An 18,620-nucleotide genomic window follows, 5' to 3' on the forward strand; every position below is an offset into this window, starting at 1 on the left:
GGCGGGGGTGCCCCGTTCACCCCCCCCCCCCCCTCCCGCTTTTCTGGTGGGGTTTAAACCAACCCGTGGGGGGTGGGGCGCGGGCCCCCGGGTACCGGGTGCACAGCGCCGGAAGGCGGTACTGCGGCCGGGCGTCAGGCGGCCTGCGGCTTGTGCAGGGCCTTCGCGGTGGGGGAGGTGGGGATCGAGGCGGGATCGGGATAGGTGCCCAGGACCCGGTCCGCGGTTCCGGCAGTCGTGACGGCGAACCAGTAGTGCTCGTTCTTGAAATGGTGCAGACGGTGATTGCGGCGCACCGCGCGCAGGATCGCGCTGTGTGGCTGGTAGTCGGTGTGCACCAGGAGGTGGGTCCATTCGTAGACCAGTCCGAGGACGCCCACGGTGGTGAGGAAGGTCAGGCCCAGGCCCGGCCGGCCGAAGGCCAGTAGTGCGATCGCCACCAGGGTGGGTAGCAGCCAGAGGAAGGTCTGCCACGGGATGAAGACCAGTTCCCGGATCCGCGGATCGGCATGGTGTTCCCGGTGCTTACGCGCCAGCAGCGAGTCGATCTGCCAGCGGCCCAGGGTGCGCGGCCGCCAATGCAGCACACAGACATGGATGACCCATTCCACGACCGGGAACGCGGCCACCATGAGCGCCGGGACCAGGGCGTCGGTGAGTTGCCAGTCGCCCACCAGGACGCGGGCCGTGGCGGCGGCGACCAGCAGCGCGGCGATCACCCAGGGCGAGGGCGCGTGACGGAACGAGGCGAACACGTCCGCGAGCGACTCCGGTGCGCGGCGAGCGATCTTCGCCTCGTCGGCGGCCGGACGCCCCTCGGCGAGACGGTCGATCCCGGTGTTACGGCCGCGCCGGGCGGCATGCGAGAGGTTCATGGCGTCTGGTCCAATCGGTGCAGGAGGTTGTCGAATTCCGTGGTGGCCAGGGACAGCAGCGCGTCGGCCCGGGTACGGGCCGAGTCGACGTCACCGGCGATGACGGCCGCGGCGAGCGCGCGGTAGCGCTCGGGCTGTCCCACCTCGGTGTCCATGACGCCGGTGAGGGCGGCCATGGCGGGTTCGTAGACGGTGCGCAGCTGGTTGAAGAGCAGGCGGTAGACGATCGAATCGGCGGCGTCGACCAGATGGTCCCAGAAGGCGAGCGCGGCGAGCTGGCGCGTCAGCGGATCGTCTCGGCCGGCGAGTGTGTCCACGGCAGCCGCGAGGGTGGGCCCGGCGGCCGGGCCGTGCCGACCGGCGGCGAGGCCGGCGACCTCGCGGCCCAGGGTCGCCCGGGTCTCCAGGATGGAGCGTACGACGGAGTGGTCGAGCCGGCCGCCGCGCAGGATCAGCCGCGGCAACAGTTCGAGGCCGCCGGACCGGCGCGGATCGCGGACCGTGGTGCTGCCGCCCTGGCGGATCTCCACCAGCCCCGCCCGCGCGAGCCGCTGGACCGCTTCCCGGACGGTGGGCCGGGAGACGCCCAGCGCTTCGGCCAGCTGACGTTCGGCGGGCAGGGCCGAGCCGGGCGCGAGCTCGCCGGTGAGGACGTCGTCGACGAGCTGCTCGTAGATCTCGTCCGGAACCGACCGGCGGGCAATCCGCTTCAGTGCCATATCTCGGACGGTAGACCTCTTATTGGTAAGAGGTCAAGTGGTCAGACCAGTTCGGTCGACGCCTGCCGGCCCAGCTCCGGTGCGATGTACTCGACGGTGTCGTGCAGTATCTGCTCGTAGTCGCCGCGATGGCATTCGTACGGTAGTTCCAGCCGCAACTCCGTGGTCCCGGCGAGGACCGGATCAGCGCGCAGCCGATCCAGGATCTGCTCGGCGGTGCCGACCAGATCCGGAGCGAACAGGATTCGCCGCTCGCCCTGCGGGGCGCGAGTGCGCTCGGAGCGCCCGGCCGCGTAGCGGCGGTAGCGTTCGCGGGTGGTGCGATCGGCGCTGTCGAACGGGACGATCACCCGGGCCCACCGCGACCCGAGCCGGCCGTGCCGGGTCGATGCGGTGGTCGAATTGAACGAAGCGTTCGCGTGTCAGGTGCTCGGCGTCCTGCACGAGTGGGGCTGGGACGACCGGGACCGGTTGAATGTCAACGGCTCCGGGATCTCGCTCGGCCATCCCATCGGAGCCACCGGTATTCGCATGCTGACCACGGCATTACACGAGTTGCGGCGCCGCGGCGGTGGCCGAGCGCTGCTGACGATGTACATCGGCGGCGGCCAGGGCATGGCGGCCGCGGTGACTTCGGCCTGAGCCGGCCGGGGGATGACGCGAACGCGCCATCCCCCGGCGGGGTACCGTTTTGCCGCCCCGTTCCCGGGTATCTGCTGAACGTTCCGTTCGCTCGAGGAGGCGTGGCAGCGAACAGGCGAGCGCGAGAAGCGGTTTCGGGTCGACGCCGATCCGGGGCCGGGCTCGCGTGGGACCGGCTCCGGTACTGCCCGGTCGCGCGCCTCCGGTACGAAGAGAGGCCAGATGACCCAGGTTTCCACATCCAGGCCGGTTTCCGCGGCGCGCCGTGTCACCGACAGTCGTATGTTCGAGCGACTGGCCCGTGCCGGTTACGTGATGGCGGGGCTCGTGCACCTGCTGATCGGCTACCTCGCCGTGCGCCTCGCCTTCGGTGGCGGCGGCACCACCGATCAATCCGGTGCCATGGCCGAGCTGGCCGCCAAACCCGGCGGCGTTCCCGCGCTGGTCGTCGGTATCGCCGCCTTTGTTTTCATGGGGCTGTGGCGGCTCACGGAGGCGGTACTCGGGTCACGCGCCCGTGGTGACGAGGACCGCACATCCGATCTGTTCCACCGCGGCAAAGCATTCGCCGTGGCCCTGGTCTACTTCGGCTACGCGATCACCGCCTTCGGTTTCGTCCAGGGCAGCGGAAGCTCGAGTGGTGGTAAGAACGCCGGGCTGTCCGCGCGAATGATGCAGAACACCGGCGGCAAGATCGCCCTCGTGCTGGTCGGGGCGGTGATCATCGGGGTGGGTGCCTACCACATCTACAAGGGCGGGACCCGGAGGTTCCTGAAGGAACTGCGTACCGACCGTGTGCTGCTGCGTCGGCTGGGAACCGCCGGGTACCTCAGTAAGGGCTCGGCCATCGCGGGGGTGGGTGTGCTCGTGATCGTGGCGGTGTTCCAGTCCGACCCAGGTAAGGCCAGTGGCCTGGACGCCGCGCTGAAAACGCTGGGTGCGCAGCCGTTCGGCCCCGTTCTCCTGGTCGCCGCGGGACTCGGCATAGCCGCCTACGGTCTCTACGATTTCGCCTGCGCCCGCTACGCCCGGATGTGACCGGCGCGGACGCTCGTCCCCGGTACCTGCCGCGCCCCACCCTGCCGACCGGCAGGGTGGGGCGCTGGGCTGTGGCGATCTCGTCTCCCGTCCCGGCGTGTGTCGCACGGTGGCGAACCGCGGCGGATCCGTATCTTCGGTGACGTGAACCCCACCGAGCTGCCCCGTCTCGGGTCGGCCGGCGGCCGCTGGATTGTGCTGGCCACCGTGCTCGGCTCCTCGGTGGCTTCCCTGGACGCCACTGTCGTCAATATCGCGCTGCCCCGTATCGGCGCCGCGCTCGATACCGACGTCGCCGGATTGCAGTGGACCCTCAACGGCTACACACTGACCCTGGCCTCGTTCATCCTGCTCGGCGGCTCCTTCGGGGACCGCTTCGGCAGGCGCAAGGTTTTCGTCGCCGGTGCGGTGGGTTTCGCCGTCGCGTCGCTACTGTGCGGAGCGGCCGTGAACATCGAGATGCTGGTGGCCGCCCGGGTGCTACAGGGCGTGGCCGGGGCCATGCTCACGCCGGGCAGCCTCGCCCTCATCTCCGCCTCCATCGACAATCGCGACCAGGGCGCGGCGATCGGGCTGTGGTCCGGGTTCAGCGGGGTGGCGGGGGCACTCGGGCCGTTCCTCGGCGGCTGGCTGATCGAGGTGGCGGGCTGGCGGTCCATCTTCTTCCTCAACGTGCCGCTGGTGGCGGTCGTCGTCCTGGTTTCTTTGCGGCATGTGCCCGAGAGCCGCGATCCGAATGCGACCGCCCGGCTCGATCTCCCCGGCGCGCTGGTGGTGGCCGCGGCGCTCGGCGCCCTGACGCTGGGGTTGATCGACGAACTACCGGTCCTGGTGGGCGCCGGCGGGGCGCTGTTGGCGGTCTTCGTCCTCATCGAGATGCGCAGTGACCACCCGCTGGTACCGCCGGGACTGTTCGCCTCCCGGGTTTTCACGGTGGCCAACCTGGTCACTCTCGCGGTGTACGCCGCACTCGGCGGAGTGTTCTTCCTGCTGGTGCTGGAGCTGCAGGTCGTCGTGGGGTATTCGCCGTTGCGCGCAGGGCTCGCCACGCTCCCGGTGACCCTGCTCATGCTGGCGATTTCGGCGCCGTCCGGCCGGTGGGCCCAGCGGCACGGGCCCCGCCTGCCGATGACATTCGGGCCGTTGCTCGCCGCGGGCGGGCTGATCCTGCTCCAGCGCGTGGGTCCCGGTGCCTCCTATCCGCTCGATGTACTGCCCGGGGTGCTGGTCTTCGGTCTCGGGCTGTCGGTGCTGGTCGCCCCGCTCACCGGAGCGGTCCTGGGCGCCGTGCCGGCGAGCGAGGCCGGGATCGCCTCCGGAGTGAACAACGCGGTCGCGCGGACGGCGCAGCTGCTCGCGGTGGCGGCTCTGCCGGGGCTGGCCGGGATCTCCGGTGCGCTGGATGATCCCGCGGTGTTCGACTCCGGTTTCGGTGTCGCCATGTGGATCTGTGCGGGTTTGTTGCTCACCGGCGCCGCGCTGGCCGGGGTGCTGTTGCGGCCGCGGCGGCGAGCACCCGAACCGGACCGGGTGGACTGCCTGCCGCAGTGCGGAGTCGTGGGCCCCGCGGTCGCTCCGGCGCGGGCGGTGCGGTGAACGGTCTATCGCGGACCGATCAGTCGGTCGGTTTTGCGTCGCGGTGCATGATCGGAACGATCCGGGGTAGACGCGGCATATGCATTCGACACCCCTCGCCGAGGCGACCGGCGTGTACGCCGGTCGCGCTTCATGGACCCGGAGCCCTGCGCTACGAGCGCGCGCGTTCTCCGGTGCGATCCGTGTGACTACGGCGTGCCGCGCAGATTGTCGTTGTCCAGACGCAAGCGGTCGTTGTCGGCGTGCAGATCGGCATTGGCATCCTCGAGGTCGAGGATGCGGCCGATACCCGTGAGATTCACCCCCGCCGCGGCGAGTTCGGTGATCCGGCGCAGGCGAGCGAGGTCGTTACCGCTGTAGCGGCGGGTGCCGCCGTCGCTACGCGCGGGGCTGAGCAAACCGTGGCGTTCGTAGAGCCGCAGCGTCTGTACGCCGATGCCCGCCAGGCCCGCTGCGACCGAGATCCCGTATACCGCCTGATCGGGATCGGGCAGGTGTCGCCCCGAGTCGCGCTCCTGATCCATGCACTCCTCTTCCTCGTCGTCGTACACGAGGTTTCCTACCTTATCAACTTGCACTAGGTAATTGTCAGTGCTATAAGAAATCTATGTTTTGAGACAAAGATTATCTACATCCGATCGATATGAACGGAGTTCGCGGGCGGCGGCCCCCGGCCAGAAGCCGGGTGGTCCGCTCCGGCCCGCCGCGCTCCGGTCCGTCTCGCCCGCGGATCTACCGCGCCGACGACGAACATCCTTTTGTCCATCCGATTCGCCAGTTTGGAGATGTATCCGGTCATGCCCGCTACCGAAATATCGACAGCATCGACACGAGAACGCACGCAGTCCCGTTCGGAGGCCCGGGTGGTCTGGCCGGAGCCCAGCCCGCTCGACGAGTGGTGGAACCGGGTCATGGGCGCCTCGAAAGCGGGCGTCCGGTGACGGCGCCCGCCTCTGCGCGACTGGAGAACGAATCCGGCGCCTTGCTACCCCGGCCGACGGCCGACCGCTCCTCGATCCGGTCCGGCCGGGTGATCTGGTACGACGCCCAGAAGGGCTTCGGTTATATCGATCCCGACGACGATATCGCTCCGGTCTTCGTGGAGTACCGGAGTATCGACGCCGACGGGTACCGGGTCCTTTTCGCCGACCAGCGCGTGGAGTTCGCCACGGTCGCGCGTGCCGGCGGGGCGGAGGCCGTAGCGGTGCGTCTCTGTGACTGAAGAGCTCATGCGACGAACAGGATGACCCCGACATGACGAACAAATCGCCGTGACCAGGGCAGACGGTCGAGCACGCAGCGAATGCTTGACTCATTCCAGAAAAGAGACCAGACTTTCCGCTGTGCATGCGGCCGTGGATTTCCAGCAGATGCTGCGGGGAGTTTCGCTGCGCGTGACGGCTCCGCGAGTGGCGGTGCTGAGCGCGGTGTACGACCACCCGCATGCCGACACCGATTCGATCATCCGCGCCGTGCGGTCGCGCCTGTCGGCGGTCTCGCACCAGGCGGTGTACGACTCCCTGCACACGCTCACCGCGGCCGGACTCCTGCGTTGTATCCAGCCCTCCGGTTCGGTGGCCCGTTACGAGTCCCGCGTCGGTGACAATCACCATCACGTCGTATGCCGGACCTGCGGTTCGATCGCCGATGTCGATTGCGCGGTCGGCGCGGCCCCATGCTTGACAGCCTCCGACGACCACGGCTACTCGATCGACGAAGCCGAGGTCATCTACTGGGGTCTGTGTCCCGACTGTGCGGCATCGCACCGCACCTGATCGCAGCTCCTGCCACTTATTCAGGAAGGAAAGTCGTGACCTCCGATAGTCGTCCACCCGCTCCTGACACCGGAACTCGCAGCGCGAGCGAGAGCGAGAACCCGGCGATCCCCTCGCCTACGCCCCATACCGACCACCGCCCCCGCACCAATACGGACTGGTGGCCGGAGCAGATCGATGTCTCGGTGCTGCACGCCCATTCGTCCAAAGCCAATCCGCTCGGCGAGGATTTCGACTACGCCGCGGAGTTTGCGAAGCTCGACGTCGAAGCGCTGAAAGCCGATGTCGCGGCGGTGCTCACCGACTCGCAGGACTGGTGGCCGGCCGACTACGGAAACTACGGCGGCCTGTTCATCCGGATGAGCTGGCACGCGGCGGGTACCTATCGGATCGCCGACGGCCGCGGCGGCGGCGGTCAGGGCGCGCAGCGGTTCGCGCCGCTCAACAGCTGGCCTGACAACGCCAGCCTGGACAAGGCCCGCCGCCTGCTGTGGCCGGTGAAGCAGAAGTACGGAAACAGTATCTCCTGGGCCGACCTGATCGTGTTCGCCGGGAATGTCGCGCTCGATTCGATGGGCTTCCAGACCTTCGGATTCGGCTTCGGGCGCCCCGATATCTGGGAACCGGAAGAGGTCTTCTGGGGTCCGGAGGACACCTGGCTCGGCGACGAGCGCTACAGCGGTGACCGGGAACTGGCGAACCCCCTGGCCAACGTCCAGATGGGGTTGATCTACGTCAATCCCGAAGGCCCCAACGGGCGGCCCGATCCGGTGGCCGCCGCCCGGGATATCCGGGAGACCTTCGGCCGGATGGCCATGAACGACGAGGAGACCGCCGCGCTCATCGTCGGCGGCCACAGTTTCGGCAAGACCCACGGTGCCGGCGATGCCGACCTGGTCGGCGCCGAACCCGAAGCCGCCCCGATCGAACAGCAGGGCCTGGGCTGGAAGAGCAGCTACGGGACCGGTAAGGGCAAGGACGCCATCACCAGCGGTCTCGAGGTCGTCTGGACCTCCACTCCGACCCAATGGGGCAACGGCTTCCTCCAGAACTTGTACGGATACGAATGGGAACTCACCAAGAGCCCCGCGGGGGCGTACCAGTGGAAGCCGAAGGACGGCGGCGGCGAGGGCACGATCCCGGATCCGTTCGACGGCCCCGCGCGTACCCCCACGATGCTGACCACGGACCTCGCGCTGCGCGAGGACCCCGTCTACCGGGAGATCACCAGCCGCTGGCTGGAACATCCCGAGGAGTTGTCCGAGGCGTTCGCCAAGGCGTGGTACAAGCTGCTGCATCGCGATATGGGGCCCATCAGCCGCTACCTCGGCCCGTGGGTTCCCGAACCGCAGCTGTGGCAGGACCCGGTCCCGGCGGTCGACCACGAACTGATCGACGACGAGGATATCGCCGAACTCAAGGGCAAGATCCTCGATTCCGGCCTGTCGGTGCCGCAATTGGTCAAGACCGCGTGGGCTTCGGCGGCGAGTTTCCGCAGCACCGATAAGCGCGGCGGTGCGAACGGCGCCCGGATCCGGTTGGAACCGCAGCGGAACTGGGAGGTCAACGAACCGTCCGAACTCCGGAAAGTCCTGCCCGTCCTCGAGCGGATCCAGCAGGATTTCAACGGATCGGCCGCGGGCGGGAAGAAGGTGTCGCTGGCCGACCTGATCGTCCTCGCCGGTTCGGCGGCGGTCGAGAAGGCGGCCCGGGACGCGGGCCACGAGGTGACCGTGCCGTTCCGGCCCGGCCGCACCGACGCCACCCAGGAGAACACCGATGTGGAGTCGTTCGCGGTCCTCGAACCGCGGGCCGACGGGTTCCGCAACTATGTGCGCAACGGCGAGAAGGCGCCGCTGGAACGCCTGCTGGTGGACCGGGCCTACCTGCTCGATCTCACGGCACCGGAACTGACGGTGCTGATCGGTGGTCTGCGCGCACTCGGCGCGAACCACGGCGGCACCGAGCACGGGGTGTTCACCGACCGGCCCGGTGTGCTGACCAACGACTTCTTCGTCAATCTCCTGAACCAGGACACGGAGTGGAAGGCGTCGGAGACGGCGGAGAACGTGTACGAGGGCAGCGACCGCCGCAGCGGTGAGACCAAGTGGACGGCCACCGCCAACGACCTGATCTTCGGGTCGCATTCGGTGCTGCGCGCCGTGGCCGAGGTGTACGCACAGCGCGATGCCGGTCGTAAGTTCGTCGATGATTTCGTCGCCGCGTGGGTCAAGGTCGCCGAAAACGATCGCTACGATCTGCGCTGATCGGTGCCGCGGAGTTCCGGGCCGTCCCGTACGGGGCGGCCCGGATCCGTTTCCGTCGGGGCGGCCACGGTCCGGTCGAATTCACCGGGCAGCGCCTGGTGCAGGATCAGCAGATCGATCTGCTCCATGCCCAGTTTGCCGGCGCTCTTGTCGAAGGCGTGCAGGATGGCGGGCAGGCTTCAGTGTCGCGCGTTCGCCACCACCCAGGCCGCGATCTGGACACGTGAGGTGAACCCGAGCTTGGTCAGGATGTTCTCCACATGGCCCTGGGCGGTGCGCTGGGAGATCACCAGCTTGGTCGCTATCTGCTTGTTGCTGAGCCCTTGGGCGATCAATTCGGCGACCTGACGTTCGCGCCGGGTGAGATTCGCCGCACGGTCTGCCGGGCTGCCGGCGGAGGTGGCCGGTTCGCCGAGCGCGTAGGCCACGGCGGCATCCATGCCCATGCTCTGTCCCTGCTGGTGGGCCGCATCGAATCGCCGGTCGCCCAGGGCTGCCCGGGCGTCGTGCTCGCATTCCGCGTGGAAGGCGGCCATATTGTGGAAGACGGTCATGACGCGGGAACCCGACGGCCACAGTCCCTGTGCGGCGCCCATCAGCACCGCGGCGCGTTCGGCTTCGGTGCGGGTGTCGACGACCCAGGCCAGCCCCTCGAGACAGAACATACCGATCACTGTGCTGCTGATCAGGCTGTTGTTGACCCGCAACCCCTCCTGTAGCAGCTCCCGGGCCCGCACCCGGTCGCCGTCCCGCCAGACCGCGATTCCCATACCGCGCAGGGCAGCCGCGCGATGGAGCATTTCACCGCGCGGCTCGGTGACGGTGAGTACCTGCTGGTAGTACTCGCTCGCCCGGCCGGTGTCTCCGCTCAGCTCGTACGCCCAGCCGGTCAGGGTGAGTGCGCCCATCCGCAGCGGACCTGGCGGAGCGGCGCCGGTGAGCTCCACGACGCGTTCGAAATGGGCCGGTGCGGCGTCGGGTTCACCGCGCGCCATGGCGAAAAGCCCTTCCAGATAGGCGATCTGCGCCCGGCACATCGGCTCGGTTTCCGGCCCGGTGAGGTCCTGCGCTTCCGCCAGGGCTTCCGCCACTGCCGGAAACTCGCCCTGTGTGGTGGCCAACTTGCCTGCTGCGCACAGAGCTCGGATCCGATCGGGGACCGAATGCCACCGGGGCCGGGCGAGCACGCGCCGCAACCACGAACGGCCCTCGCCGTAGAGGCCGCGGAAGTTCCAGAACTCGAAAAGCTCGGCGGCGGTCCGCACCCCGGCGTCCGCCGCCGCCTCGGTGTCCTCGGCCAGACAGTATTCGAGCGCTTCGCGCAGGTTGGGTAGTTCCTGGGTGAGCCGGGCGATCCAGCGGGGCTGTTCGGCGCTGATCCAGCCGGCCGTGGACTCCGCGCACAGCCGCTCGTACCACTCGTGGTGCCGTCGGCGCAGTTCTCCCTCCCTCCCGGCCTCCCGTAAGCTCTCCCGGCCGAAGTCGCGCAGGGTCTGCAGCATCCGGAAGCGTACGGCGCCGCCGGTTTCCTCCCGGATGAGAATCGATTTGTCCATCAGCGCCGACAGCACGTCCAGCACGCTGTCCGGGCCGGGGTCTATATCGCAGACGCCCTCCGCGGCATCCAGTTCGCAGCTCCCGGCGAACACCGAAAGCTGGGCCCACAGCCGCTGTTCGGCAGGAGTGCACAGGTCGTAACTGGAGGCCATGCACAGGCGCAGGGTTTGCTGGCGGGTCGGTGCGGTGCGGCTGGAGCGAGTGAGCACCGGGTTGCGGATATCGATGCGCTCCAGAATCTGCTGCGGTGTCATGGTGCGCAGCCGGGCGGCCGCCAACTCGATGGCCAGGGGCAACCCGTCCAATCGCGCACAGATCTGCGCCACGGCATCCTTGTTGCTCTCGTCGAGTTCGAAACCCGGGACTGCCGCGGCGGCGCGTTCGGCGAACAGGGTAACCGCGTCGAAACGGGGCAGGCCGAGCAGTGTGGGCACCCGGTCCGGGTCGGGAACGAGCAGCGGCGCCACCCGCAGCACCGCCTCACCGGCGATGTTCAAGGGCTCGCGGCTCGTGGCGAGGATTCGCAATCCCGAGCAGCCCTTCAGCAGGGCTTCGTCCAGTTCCGCGACCGCGCGCACCAACTGCTCACAGTTGTCCAGCACCAGCAGTGTTTCGCGCGGGCACAGGTACTCCACCAGCGCATCGAGCAGCGGCCGGCCCGTCTCTTCGCGTACCCCGACCGCGTCGGCCACCACATCGACCAGGATCGCGCGGTCGGAGACATCGGTGAGGTCGACCAGCCACACACCATCCGAGAAGTCCCGCCGCACCTGTGCCGCCGCCCGCAGCGCGAGTCTCGTCTTTCCCACGCCGCCGGTGCCGGTGAGGGTTACCAGCCGGGAGTTCGCCAGCAGGTTCTTCACCTCCGTCACTTCGCTGCGCCGGTTCACGAGACTGGTCAGCTCCAGGGGGATGTTCCCGCTGTGGTCGGCCCCGATCGGTTTACGCTGTGGCGGTATCCGGGGCTTGTCCGCGGGCTCTTCGCGGGCGGGTTGCTCCTGCAACGCCATCTCGTCCATGGGGTATCCGTGCCGCTCCTGCAACCGGCGGATGCACTGGCCCAGGGCCGTGGCCGACGGACGCTTCCGGCTGTCCCGGTCCATCGCCGATTCCACCAGGTCACTGATATCGGCGGCCACGCCGCTTTCCCTCAGGTCGGGCAGCGGCTGGGTGGTGATCCGCAGGAACTGGGTCACCATTTTCTCGCCGCTGCGCCGCTCGAACGCCGCGTGCCCGGTGAGTGCGCAGAACATGGTGGCGCCGAGCCCGTACACATCGGCGGCGGGAGTGGGCGGTTCGCCTTCGAGGACTTCGGGGGCGGTGAATGCCGGCGACCCGGTCACGGTGCCCGCGGCGGTGCGGAAACCACCCGCGATATGCGCGATACCGAAATCGGTCAGCGCGGGCTCACCGTAGTCGGTGAGCAGGATATTGCCCGGTTTCACATCCCGGTGGACGACGCCGAGCCGGTGTGCGCTCTCCAGCGCACCGGCGATCTTCACGCCGATCTGCAGCACGTCCTCGGCGGCCAGCGGCCCGTGGTCGCGAATCCAGGTGTCGAGGGAGCCCAGCGGATAGAACGGGGTCACCAGATACGGCCGCCCGCGGGCGGTGACGCCCTCCTCGAGCACGGTGACGATATTGGGATGGCCGGTCAACCGGCCCATCGCGCGTTGCTCCCGGGCGAAGCGGGCACGATTGTCCTCGTCGGATTCCGCGGTCATCAGTTTCACCGCGACCGTCCGGTCCAGCGGTTCCTGCTTGCATCGGTAGACCACACCGAATCCGCCGCGGCCGACTTCCGCCGCGTCCTCGAATCCGGCAGCGTCCAGTTCCGTCGCGACGGTCATCGTCGACTCGCGGCGTGTGCGTACGGGGTCGTCGCCGTTCATGGGGTGGGCGCGATCCACCGAGTCTGGTTGTGGGCACCGGGTACCATACGCGTCCCTCTCGCCACCTCAACTCTATCGCCGGGGCGCCTCCGGCGGCGAGGCGTTGTTCCCGGGAAGGTCGCGTCGCGGGCCGCTCATCCCGGTGGCGGGGGATACGCCGGGGCGGTCACTCCGCGGCGAGAGCCGGCCGACCGCCGCTGATCACGAATACCGGGAAGCGGTCCCCGCGAGGTGGCGCCTGGAAGTGCACCCGGACCGGCCGGCGCCCGGCACGGGGCAGTTCACCGTGGATCGTCGTGTAGACCCACGGCCCCTCGTCGAGTTCCACGATCGCTATCGCGGACTCCACCGCTTCCGTGCGAGCGTTCGGCGCACAGGCGATTTTCCGCCAGCACACGATGGATCCACTCCCGGTCGAGGGGACACGCTCGAAATCGTCGCACCGGCATGCCGAGCACCGGGTGACCGGCGGGGCGAACAGCCTGCTGCAGCTTGCGCATCGACGGATCATCAGTGCGGCCTCGGTGCATTCCGCGTACAGATCACTGCAGTCCGGGACGTGGTCGGAATTCCACTGGTGCATTACTGCCCTCGACGTGATGGTTGCCGATTCGTACGGCTTCCAGAGTCTGGTATCGGGCGCGAAAATGCGCCGGTCGAACGGCCCCGGGTATACCTGTTTTCGGATAATGCCTGGTCAGGGTGGTGCCAGGTCGCTTGCAGGGGCCGTTCCGTGGGAGTGATAGGGGTCATACCCGGTACCTCGCGGGCGGCGCTGTCGCGACGGGCCGGTCTGCGGGTTCGTCACATCGGGGACATGCACTTACGCGCGCCCCGAATGTACTGCTCCGGAATTCCGTGCCGGCCATCCCACTGAGGCGGAGTCCGGCGCCCGGAACTCCTATACGTCCCGTAACGGCGGTGCCGAATCGGTTGACCCGTCTGTGATCTTTGCGTCGTCCGGCGGGGCGTCGTCCGGTATGGCGGCTCCAGCGGCGAACCGCGTCCGATCGGGTCCGTTGCCCGGTATGCGAAATGACTCCCGATCGTCTGTATCGACAATCTTCGATAAATGGTTCCGTCGCTATTCCGGTGGTGATATGTGTGAAACTCACGCGAAATGCGTGCCGGAATACGGCAACAGCCCGCCGGACGTGATCCGGCGGGCTGTTTTCACAGGATTCCCTGCTCATGCGCAGCGCATACTTACTCGGCAGAGAAGCTCGACAGGGTTCCGATGCCGCCGAAGATGTCACCGAAGGCGCCGAAGAAATCGCCGAGGGCGCTGAAGTCCACTGAACCCATGATAATGCTCCTGTCGTATCCGTTGCTTCGGCGATGCCGTCTGCGCCGCCGCACACCTTGGTACTGGTGTTATCCGAACGTTATAGGTATCGAGGGTGAAAGCAAACTGAATTGTGATCCATCCGACACAATCGGATCGGGCCGCCGATAATTACATATATGTCAGTAAATCGGAGCCCGGTGAGATAACAAGATCGCCGCTGCGGACCGATTGCGTGAATTTCTCATATATTTCGGTGCCGGGCGTAAAACGATGCATTTCGCACAGGTAATTATGTGTTGTTCTGGGGCTCTTGCGTTTCCGTCGTCGCGTTGTGGCCCGCCGGCGGCGGCTCTCCTCGTTCGGAGGCGCCCGCGATCGTCCGTTCGGATGACGCGCACGCCCGCCGCACGACCGTAGCTTTGCGACAGGTGCACACCGGACCAGTAGAGGACGTCAGATGCTCGACACTGTCCTGAGTAATCCGGTCGCGATGATGATCGCGGCCTCCGAGGCGGGCCTGTGGGTGCTACTCGCCGCGGGACTCACCGCCCGGTATCCGCTCCGGTTGCGCGCCGTCGGCGCGGCCCTGCTGTGGGGTATCCCGTTGCTGGACGTGGCGCTCATCGTCGCCGCGGCGATCGATCTACGCCGAGGTGCCGAGCCGGGTGTCGTCCACGGACTGGCCGCGATCTATCTCGGGGTGAGTGTCGCGTTCGGTCCCGCCCTGGTGCGCTGGGCCGATACCCGCTTCGCCCATCGCTTCGCGGGCGGTCCGGCGCCGGCGAAACCGCCCAAAGGCAGCAGGGAGCGGGTCGCGGCGGCCTGGCGTGAATGGAGTCGCGTGGTACTCGCCGCTGTGATCGCCTCGGCCGCGCTCGTGCTGATCGTTGTCACCGCTGCCGATGGCGCGCAAGCCGGCGAGTTGTACTGGTGGATCGGCCGGGCCTGGACCGTCACCGGCCTATGGCTCGTCTTCGGGCCCGTCTGGGAGGGGTTGTCGGCGCTCGGTAAGGCCGAGCGGCGATCCTGACCGGACGCCTTGCCGTGTGCGCCCGGCAGGTCAGGTCGCCAGGTAGCCCAGCGAGGCCGAGATCCGGCCCGCGGCGCGGCGCACCACCGGCACCAGGCCGCGCATCCGCTCGTCGGGCATGTCGCCGCTACGCTGACCGCGCCCACGATCGCGCGGGACGCGTCGCGTATCGGCGCCGCGACACAGCGGATGCCGGGTTCGTTGTCCTCGAGGTCCATGGCCGCACCGATGCGGGCGTAGATCTGCATACAGGCGAGGAAGTCCTCGGGGGCGCCGGGCTTTGCCCCAGCCGGAAGTCGCGCTTCATCGGCGGCGTACTGCTCGGCCCAGCGATCGGCCGCGACGAGCAGCAGCGCCTTACCGACGCCCGCGCGGGTCAGCGGCATGCGGTACCCGATCCGCGAGCGCATCTCCGCCCCCCGCGAGCCGGGGAGTTTGTCCAGGTAGAGCACCGAACCGCCGTCCTCGACTGCCAGGTGGACCGTATCGAGCACCGTGGCCGACAATTCCTCCTGCTCGACTACCTGGTCGATCCGGCGGTGTTCACCTACGCCGAAGGCCAGGTCCGGATTCCGTCCGGGCCGGGCCTCGGCATCGAGATCAATGAGGAATATGTGGCGGAGCGGGCGGCTGTCGGACACCGGTGGCCGTAACCCGATCCGGCGTCACAGTGACGGTTCTTTCGCGGATTGGTGACCATAAAGACAATGCTCGATAAGCGGCCCGCGGCATCCGGCCTGGCCGCCAAGGCCAGTACAGCGCGAAGCCTGATCGCGGTCATGCTGTTCGTGACAGTGGTCATCAACTACATGGACCGTGCGAACCTCTCGATCGCGGTACCTGCCATCGCCGACGAAATGGACCTGTCCTCGGCGCAACAGGGCCTGCTGCTGTCGGCCTTCGGCTGGACCTATGCGGCGCTGCAGATCCCGGGTTGATGGTTCGTCGACCGTGTGCCGCCCTGCGCGGACGGGTGGGAGCGACAGCTACCGCCGCGAAACGTTCCGGCCTGGGCTGGACGCTGGCCGTCCTGCTGTTCGCGGGCGGCTTCCTGACCATCGGCGGTGAATGGTTCCGGATGTGGGCCAACGAGGATGTGAACGCCTCGTCGGCCGCGCTGCAGAATTTCCTGATCGCCGGGGTCGGGCTGATTCTGGTGCACCTGCCGCGGTCCGCGGAGGCCGGCTGACGATCGGCGGGAGCGGCCGGACACGACCGCCGCGTTGTCCGGGGGCGCCCGCGAGAGGTCGTAGTCTCAGCGGATACACCCGCCACGAGAGGGAGTCGCCATGCTCTCCGATCGAACGAAGACACCGCCGCGGTCGGTCGTTCGCGCGATAGAGCGGGTCCGCGGCGGATTGGCCGGGATCCACCGGCGGCTGATTCCTCCACATTTCGCCCTCATGGAGATGGTCACCGCGGGCTGGCTGTCCCAGGCGATCTACGCGGCCGCGGCCCTGGATATAGCGGGTGCGCTCGTCGCCGGCCCGCGCTCGGGCACCGACCTCGCGCGGGCGGTCGGCGCGGACCCCGATGCGTTGCGGCGGTTGCTGCGCCTGCTGACCGCGCACGGTATCTTCGCCCGGCGCCGCGACGGTCGTTACACGCTCACCCCCATGGCCCAGGCGTTGCGCAACGACGTGCCCGTCTCGCTGCGGGACGCGGTGCTGTTCTTCGGTAGCCCGACGCACCGCGACCACTGGAATCGTCTGGTGGACGTGGTGCGCACCGGCCGGCCGGCCGTCGCCGCCCGCGCCTTCTTCGATCTCGTCCGCGCCGACCGTGCGCTCGGCGATATGTTCGATCGCGCGATGTCCGATATGGATGGCCTGGGGCAGCGCGCGGTGCTGGCAGCGCACGACTTCACCCGCTACCGCACGGTCGTCGATATCGGTGGTGGTCGCGGCGCCCTGCTCGCGGAAATACTGCGCCGCGCGCCGGACTGCACAGGCGTGCTGTTCGATCTGCCCGAGGTGGTGACCGAAACGGCGGAACTGCTGGCCCGGGCCGGAACCGCCGACCGGTGTACTACGGTCGGTGGCTCGTTCTTCGACGCCGTTCCGGAGGGCGGCGACCTCTATGTGCTCAAGCACATCCTGCACGACTGGCCCGCCGAACAGGCGGGGCAGATCCTGCGGACGGTCCGCGCGGCGATGGCCCCGACGGCCCGGCTGCTGGTGATCGAACTGCTTCTCCCGCAGCGGAATCTCCCGCATCCGGGCCACTACATCGACCTCGAGATGCTGGTACACACCGGCGGGCGGGAACGAACCGAGTCCGAGTATCGTGCCCTGCTGGCCGGCGCCGGGTTCGCGCTGATCTCGTGCACACCCACGCTGTCGCCGGAGAATGTGCTCGAGGCCGTCCCGGTGCCGTGACACCCGGGCCGCCGCACGATGTGTGCCGGGAGCGGGGTCACCCCGCCCGGCGGGCGGACCTGGCCCGGTGCCTGGCCACATTCACCCGGTTGGCGCACCGTTCGGAGCAGAAGCGGCGCCGTCCGTTGCGGGAGATGTCGACGAACACCCGCGGGCATTCCTCCCGTCGGCACTGCCCGATCCGGTCGGGCGCGGCGCAGTACAGTTCGGCCAGCCCCGCGGCGGTATAGGCCTTCACGCGTTCCTCGACCGGCGCGTCCTCGGCGGCGTAGTGCAGATGCGGGGCGCGTCCGTCGTGGGTCGAGATATAGGGGCGGCTCGTGGTCTCGGCCAGCAGCGCGTTGATCGGCTCGACCCCGGGTGCGCGGAACACCGAGTCGAGCCGGCGGGTCCAGCGGAGTAGTTCGGCCGCCTGCCGGGAACTCACCGTCCCGATCGGTGTGTAACCGGCCTCGGCCAGCAGTGCGGCCAGATCCTGATCCGGTGGCGCGTTCACCAGCCGGGCCGCCAGGTCGGCCGCGGCGCCTCCGTAAGGGTTGAAATGCATAGAACCATTACAGCAGACTCGGGTTATGACCATCACCTGCTCCGCGTGCTCCTGGCCCGAACCCGCCCTGATCTCCGAACACGGTGCGGTCCGCTACTGGCGTTGCGTATGCGGTCAGTGGCTGGTGAGCGAAGCGGATGCGGTCACCGCATCACCCGGCGGCAGCGGCCTGGCGGGTGTCCTGGGTTGACGGCTCGCACGCTGTCCGGCAACCGGGCGATTCACCGCGAGAGCAGGGCGCGACGGAATCGTGCCGCGCCCGGCGCGGGCGGGGAGCGGACCGGCGGAACTGTGTGGGCGCGCGGGCCGCGGGTACCCGCGCGGCAGAGACGAGGAGGAGGAGTGATGAGCCACCGAAACGTTGTGCGCGCCCTGCTCGACCGAGCGGGCACCACCTACGCCGCCGAAGCCGGGATCAGGCTGGACGACAAACCGGCCCCGCTGTTCCAGCTGCTCGTGCTGACCGATCTGCTCAGCGCCCGCATCTCGGCCGATATCGCGATCTCCGCCACGACGGAGCTGATGAACAGCGGTTACCGCACCGCCCGGAAGGTGGCGGACGCGGACTGGCAGGACCTGGTCGACGCGCTCGGGCGCGGGCACTATCGCCGCTATGACGAGAGCACCGCCGCTCAACTGGGCGCCGCCGCCACCACGGCCGTCGATAAATACGACGGTGACCTGCGCAAGCTGGCGGATGAAGCCGATCACGACACCGGCCGGGCAGCGGAGCTGATCCAGGAGTTCAAGGGAATCGGTCCCACGGGTGGCGATATCTTCCTGCGCGAGGTGCAGGATGTGTGGACCTGGGCGCGCCCCTATTTCGACGAACGCGCCGTGCGCGGGGCCGCGAAAGTCGGGTTGCCCACCGATCGAGCGGAACTCGCTCGCCTGGCGCCGCGCGATCGGTCCGCCGAATTCGCCGCGGCGCTGGTGCGGATCGGCATCGATGACGACGCGGCGAACGACGTGCGTTCGGCGGCCGGCTGACCTCCCGCGCCTCGCACCGGCGGCTA

18 protein-coding genes and 4 pseudogenes are annotated in these 18,620 nt (G+C 68.4%); 13 read left to right on the plus strand and 9 right to left on the minus strand.

From position 1 onward, the window contains the following. Positions 1-134: 134 nt before the first annotated feature. Genes ACLML9_RS05100 through ACLML9_RS05110 form a run of 3 tightly spaced genes read right to left on the minus strand, consistent with a single transcriptional unit; the run spans position 135 to position 1,944 of the window. Positions 135-875, minus strand: coding sequence for a sterol desaturase family protein (locus tag ACLML9_RS05100; protein WP_411944389.1), 741 nt, complete (start codon positions 873-875; stop codon positions 135-137). After that, positions 872-1,594: a FadR/GntR family transcriptional regulator gene (locus tag ACLML9_RS05105; protein WP_411944390.1), complete on the minus strand. Its 723-nt coding sequence runs from the start codon at positions 1,592-1,594 to the stop codon at positions 872-874. The genes ACLML9_RS05100 and ACLML9_RS05105 overlap by 4 nt, the downstream gene beginning before the upstream one ends. Positions 1,595-1,635: 41 nt before the next feature. Then, positions 1,636-1,944, minus strand: coding sequence for a hypothetical protein (locus ACLML9_RS05110; RefSeq protein WP_411944391.1), 309 nt, complete (start codon positions 1,942-1,944; stop codon positions 1,636-1,638). A 43-nt stretch (positions 1,945-1,987) separates the two neighbouring features. Between ACLML9_RS05110 and ACLML9_RS05115 the strand changes: the two are divergent. The 3 genes and pseudogenes from ACLML9_RS05115 to ACLML9_RS05125 form a co-directional block, all read left to right on the plus strand. Continuing rightward, a pseudogene (locus ACLML9_RS05115) lies at positions 1,988-2,236 on the plus strand (acetyl-CoA C-acyltransferase); the annotation flags it as partial. 222 nt (positions 2,237-2,458) lie between these two features. Beyond that, on the plus strand, positions 2,459-3,274 hold the full coding sequence (locus ACLML9_RS05120; protein WP_411944392.1) for a DUF1206 domain-containing protein: 816 nt from the start codon (positions 2,459-2,461) through the stop codon (positions 3,272-3,274). 144 nt (positions 3,275-3,418) lie between these two features. Beyond that, the gene (locus ACLML9_RS05125) at positions 3,419-4,870 is read left to right on the plus strand and encodes an MFS transporter (RefSeq protein WP_411944393.1); all 1,452 of its coding nucleotides are present in this window, start codon (positions 3,419-3,421) and stop codon (positions 4,868-4,870) included. A 188-nt stretch (positions 4,871-5,058) separates the two neighbouring features. Here the strand turns inward: ACLML9_RS05125 and ACLML9_RS05130 are convergent, their stop codons facing one another. After that, positions 5,059-5,394, minus strand: a complete 336-nt coding sequence (locus ACLML9_RS05130; RefSeq protein WP_411944433.1) for a MerR family transcriptional regulator — start codon at positions 5,392-5,394, stop codon at positions 5,059-5,061. Positions 5,395-5,807: 413 nt separating this feature from the next. Here ACLML9_RS05130 and ACLML9_RS05135 point away from each other — a divergent pair, with 413 nt between their 5' ends. From ACLML9_RS05135 to katG, 3 genes are all read left to right on the plus strand, one after another. Further along, positions 5,808-6,092 (plus strand): cold-shock protein, encoded by a 285-nt coding sequence (locus ACLML9_RS05135; RefSeq protein ID WP_411944394.1) that lies wholly within the window; start codon positions 5,808-5,810, stop codon positions 6,090-6,092. Between the two features lie 148 nt (positions 6,093-6,240). Continuing rightward, positions 6,241-6,645, plus strand: coding sequence for a Fur family transcriptional regulator (locus ACLML9_RS05140; RefSeq protein WP_036512825.1), 405 nt, complete (start codon positions 6,241-6,243; stop codon positions 6,643-6,645). 35 nt (positions 6,646-6,680) lie between these two features. Further along, entirely contained in the window at positions 6,681-8,912 is a 2,232-nt protein-coding gene (gene katG / locus ACLML9_RS05145; RefSeq protein ID WP_411944395.1) for a catalase/peroxidase HPI, read from the plus strand. Between the two features lie 59 nt (positions 8,913-8,971). Here the strand turns inward: katG and ACLML9_RS05150 are convergent. The 3 genes and pseudogenes from ACLML9_RS05150 to ACLML9_RS05160 form a co-directional block, all read right to left on the minus strand. After that, a pseudogene (locus ACLML9_RS05150) lies at positions 8,972-9,082 on the minus strand (aldo/keto reductase); the annotation flags it as partial. Positions 9,083-9,091: 9 nt separating this feature from the next. Then, complete coding sequence (locus ACLML9_RS05155) at positions 9,092-12,319, minus strand: protein kinase domain-containing protein (RefSeq protein WP_411944396.1); 3,228 nt, start codon at positions 12,317-12,319, stop codon at positions 9,092-9,094. A gap of 208 nt (positions 12,320-12,527) precedes the next feature. Next, a complete protein-coding gene (locus ACLML9_RS05160; protein WP_411944397.1) occupies positions 12,528-12,710 on the minus strand; it encodes a hypothetical protein in 183 nt (60 codons plus the stop codon). A gap of 1,396 nt (positions 12,711-14,106) precedes the next feature. On the opposite strand from ACLML9_RS05160, the gene ACLML9_RS05165 reads away from it, so the two are divergent. Continuing rightward, positions 14,107-14,679 (plus strand): hypothetical protein, encoded by a 573-nt coding sequence (locus tag ACLML9_RS05165; protein ID WP_411944398.1) that lies wholly within the window; start codon positions 14,107-14,109, stop codon positions 14,677-14,679. Positions 14,680-14,861: 182 nt separating this feature from the next. On the opposite strand, the pseudogene ACLML9_RS05170 reads toward ACLML9_RS05165, so the two are convergent. Next, a pseudogene (locus ACLML9_RS05170) lies at positions 14,862-15,089 on the minus strand (IclR family transcriptional regulator C-terminal domain-containing protein); the annotation flags it as partial. Between the two features lie 102 nt (positions 15,090-15,191). Here ACLML9_RS05170 and ACLML9_RS05175 point away from each other — a divergent pair. The 4 genes and pseudogenes from ACLML9_RS05175 to ACLML9_RS05190 all read left to right on the plus strand — a co-directional run. Next, a pseudogene (locus ACLML9_RS05175) lies at positions 15,192-15,375 on the plus strand (D-galactonate dehydratase); the annotation flags it as partial. An 11-nt stretch (positions 15,376-15,386) separates the two neighbouring features. Continuing rightward, positions 15,387-15,617 (plus strand): hypothetical protein, encoded by a 231-nt coding sequence (locus tag ACLML9_RS05180; protein ID WP_411944399.1) that lies wholly within the window; start codon positions 15,387-15,389, stop codon positions 15,615-15,617. Then, positions 15,617-15,868 (plus strand): DUF2165 family protein, encoded by a 252-nt coding sequence (locus tag ACLML9_RS05185; protein ID WP_411944400.1) that lies wholly within the window; start codon positions 15,617-15,619, stop codon positions 15,866-15,868. Before ACLML9_RS05180 ends, ACLML9_RS05185 begins: the two co-directional genes overlap by 1 nt. A gap of 100 nt (positions 15,869-15,968) precedes the next feature. Then, positions 15,969-17,057 carry a methyltransferase gene (locus tag ACLML9_RS05190; RefSeq protein WP_411944401.1) on the plus strand — a complete coding sequence of 363 codons (1,089 nt, stop codon included), beginning with the start codon at positions 15,969-15,971 and terminating at the stop codon, positions 17,055-17,057. 37 nt (positions 17,058-17,094) lie between these two features. On the opposite strand, the gene ACLML9_RS05195 is transcribed toward ACLML9_RS05190, so the two are convergent. Then, on the minus strand, positions 17,095-17,604 hold the full coding sequence (locus tag ACLML9_RS05195; protein ID WP_411944402.1) for a CGNR zinc finger domain-containing protein: 510 nt from the start codon (positions 17,602-17,604) through the stop codon (positions 17,095-17,097). A gap of 25 nt (positions 17,605-17,629) precedes the next feature. Between ACLML9_RS05195 and ACLML9_RS05200 the strand changes: the two genes are divergently transcribed. Together ACLML9_RS05200 and ACLML9_RS05205 are read left to right on the plus strand one after the other, a co-directional pair. Next, the gene (locus tag ACLML9_RS05200; RefSeq protein WP_411944403.1) at positions 17,630-17,794 is read left to right on the plus strand and encodes a hypothetical protein; all 165 of its coding nucleotides are present in this window, start codon (positions 17,630-17,632) and stop codon (positions 17,792-17,794) included. A 155-nt stretch (positions 17,795-17,949) separates the two neighbouring features. Continuing rightward, positions 17,950-18,594 (plus strand): endonuclease, encoded by a 645-nt coding sequence (locus ACLML9_RS05205; protein ID WP_411944404.1) that lies wholly within the window; start codon positions 17,950-17,952, stop codon positions 18,592-18,594. Positions 18,595-18,620: the final 26 nt, after the last annotated feature.

The sequence above is a fragment of the Nocardia sp. NPDC002869 genome, from assembly GCF_046764065.1.
In the GTDB taxonomy this organism is placed as follows: domain Bacteria; phylum Actinomycetota; class Actinomycetes; order Mycobacteriales; family Mycobacteriaceae; genus Nocardia; species Nocardia rhamnosiphila.

What these genes read in the sequence shown, in the direction of transcription:
- ACLML9_RS05195 (WP_411944402.1), bottom strand. Translation starts at nt 17,604, where the DNA reads ATGCATTTCAACCCTTACGGAGGCGCCGCGGCCGACCTGGCGGCCCGG.
- ACLML9_RS05120 (WP_411944392.1), top strand. Translation starts at nt 2,459, where the DNA reads ATGACCCAGGTTTCCACATCCAGGCCGGTTTCCGCGGCGCGCCGTGTC.
- ACLML9_RS05165 (WP_411944398.1), top strand. Translation starts at nt 14,107, where the DNA reads ATGCTCGACACTGTCCTGAGTAATCCGGTCGCGATGATGATCGCGGCC.
- ACLML9_RS05205 (WP_411944404.1), top strand. Translation starts at nt 17,950, where the DNA reads ATGAGCCACCGAAACGTTGTGCGCGCCCTGCTCGACCGAGCGGGCACC.
- ACLML9_RS05155 (WP_411944396.1), bottom strand. Translation starts at nt 12,319, where the DNA reads ATGACCGTCGCGACGGAACTGGACGCTGCCGGATTCGAGGACGCGGCG.
- ACLML9_RS05130 (WP_411944433.1), bottom strand. Translation starts at nt 5,394, where the DNA reads ATGGATCAGGAGCGCGACTCGGGGCGACACCTGCCCGATCCCGATCAG.
- ACLML9_RS05200 (WP_411944403.1), top strand. Translation starts at nt 17,630, where the DNA reads ATGACCATCACCTGCTCCGCGTGCTCCTGGCCCGAACCCGCCCTGATC.
- ACLML9_RS05190 (WP_411944401.1), top strand. Translation starts at nt 15,969, where the DNA reads ATGCTCTCCGATCGAACGAAGACACCGCCGCGGTCGGTCGTTCGCGCG.
- ACLML9_RS05185 (WP_411944400.1), top strand. Translation starts at nt 15,617, where the DNA reads ATGGTTCGTCGACCGTGTGCCGCCCTGCGCGGACGGGTGGGAGCGACA.
- ACLML9_RS05105 (WP_411944390.1), bottom strand. Translation starts at nt 1,594, where the DNA reads ATGGCACTGAAGCGGATTGCCCGCCGGTCGGTTCCGGACGAGATCTAC.
- ACLML9_RS05140 (WP_036512825.1), top strand. Translation starts at nt 6,241, where the DNA reads ATGCTGCGGGGAGTTTCGCTGCGCGTGACGGCTCCGCGAGTGGCGGTG.
- ACLML9_RS05180 (WP_411944399.1), top strand. Translation starts at nt 15,387, where the DNA reads ATGCTCGATAAGCGGCCCGCGGCATCCGGCCTGGCCGCCAAGGCCAGT.
- ACLML9_RS05100 (WP_411944389.1), bottom strand. Translation starts at nt 875, where the DNA reads ATGAACCTCTCGCATGCCGCCCGGCGCGGCCGTAACACCGGGATCGAC.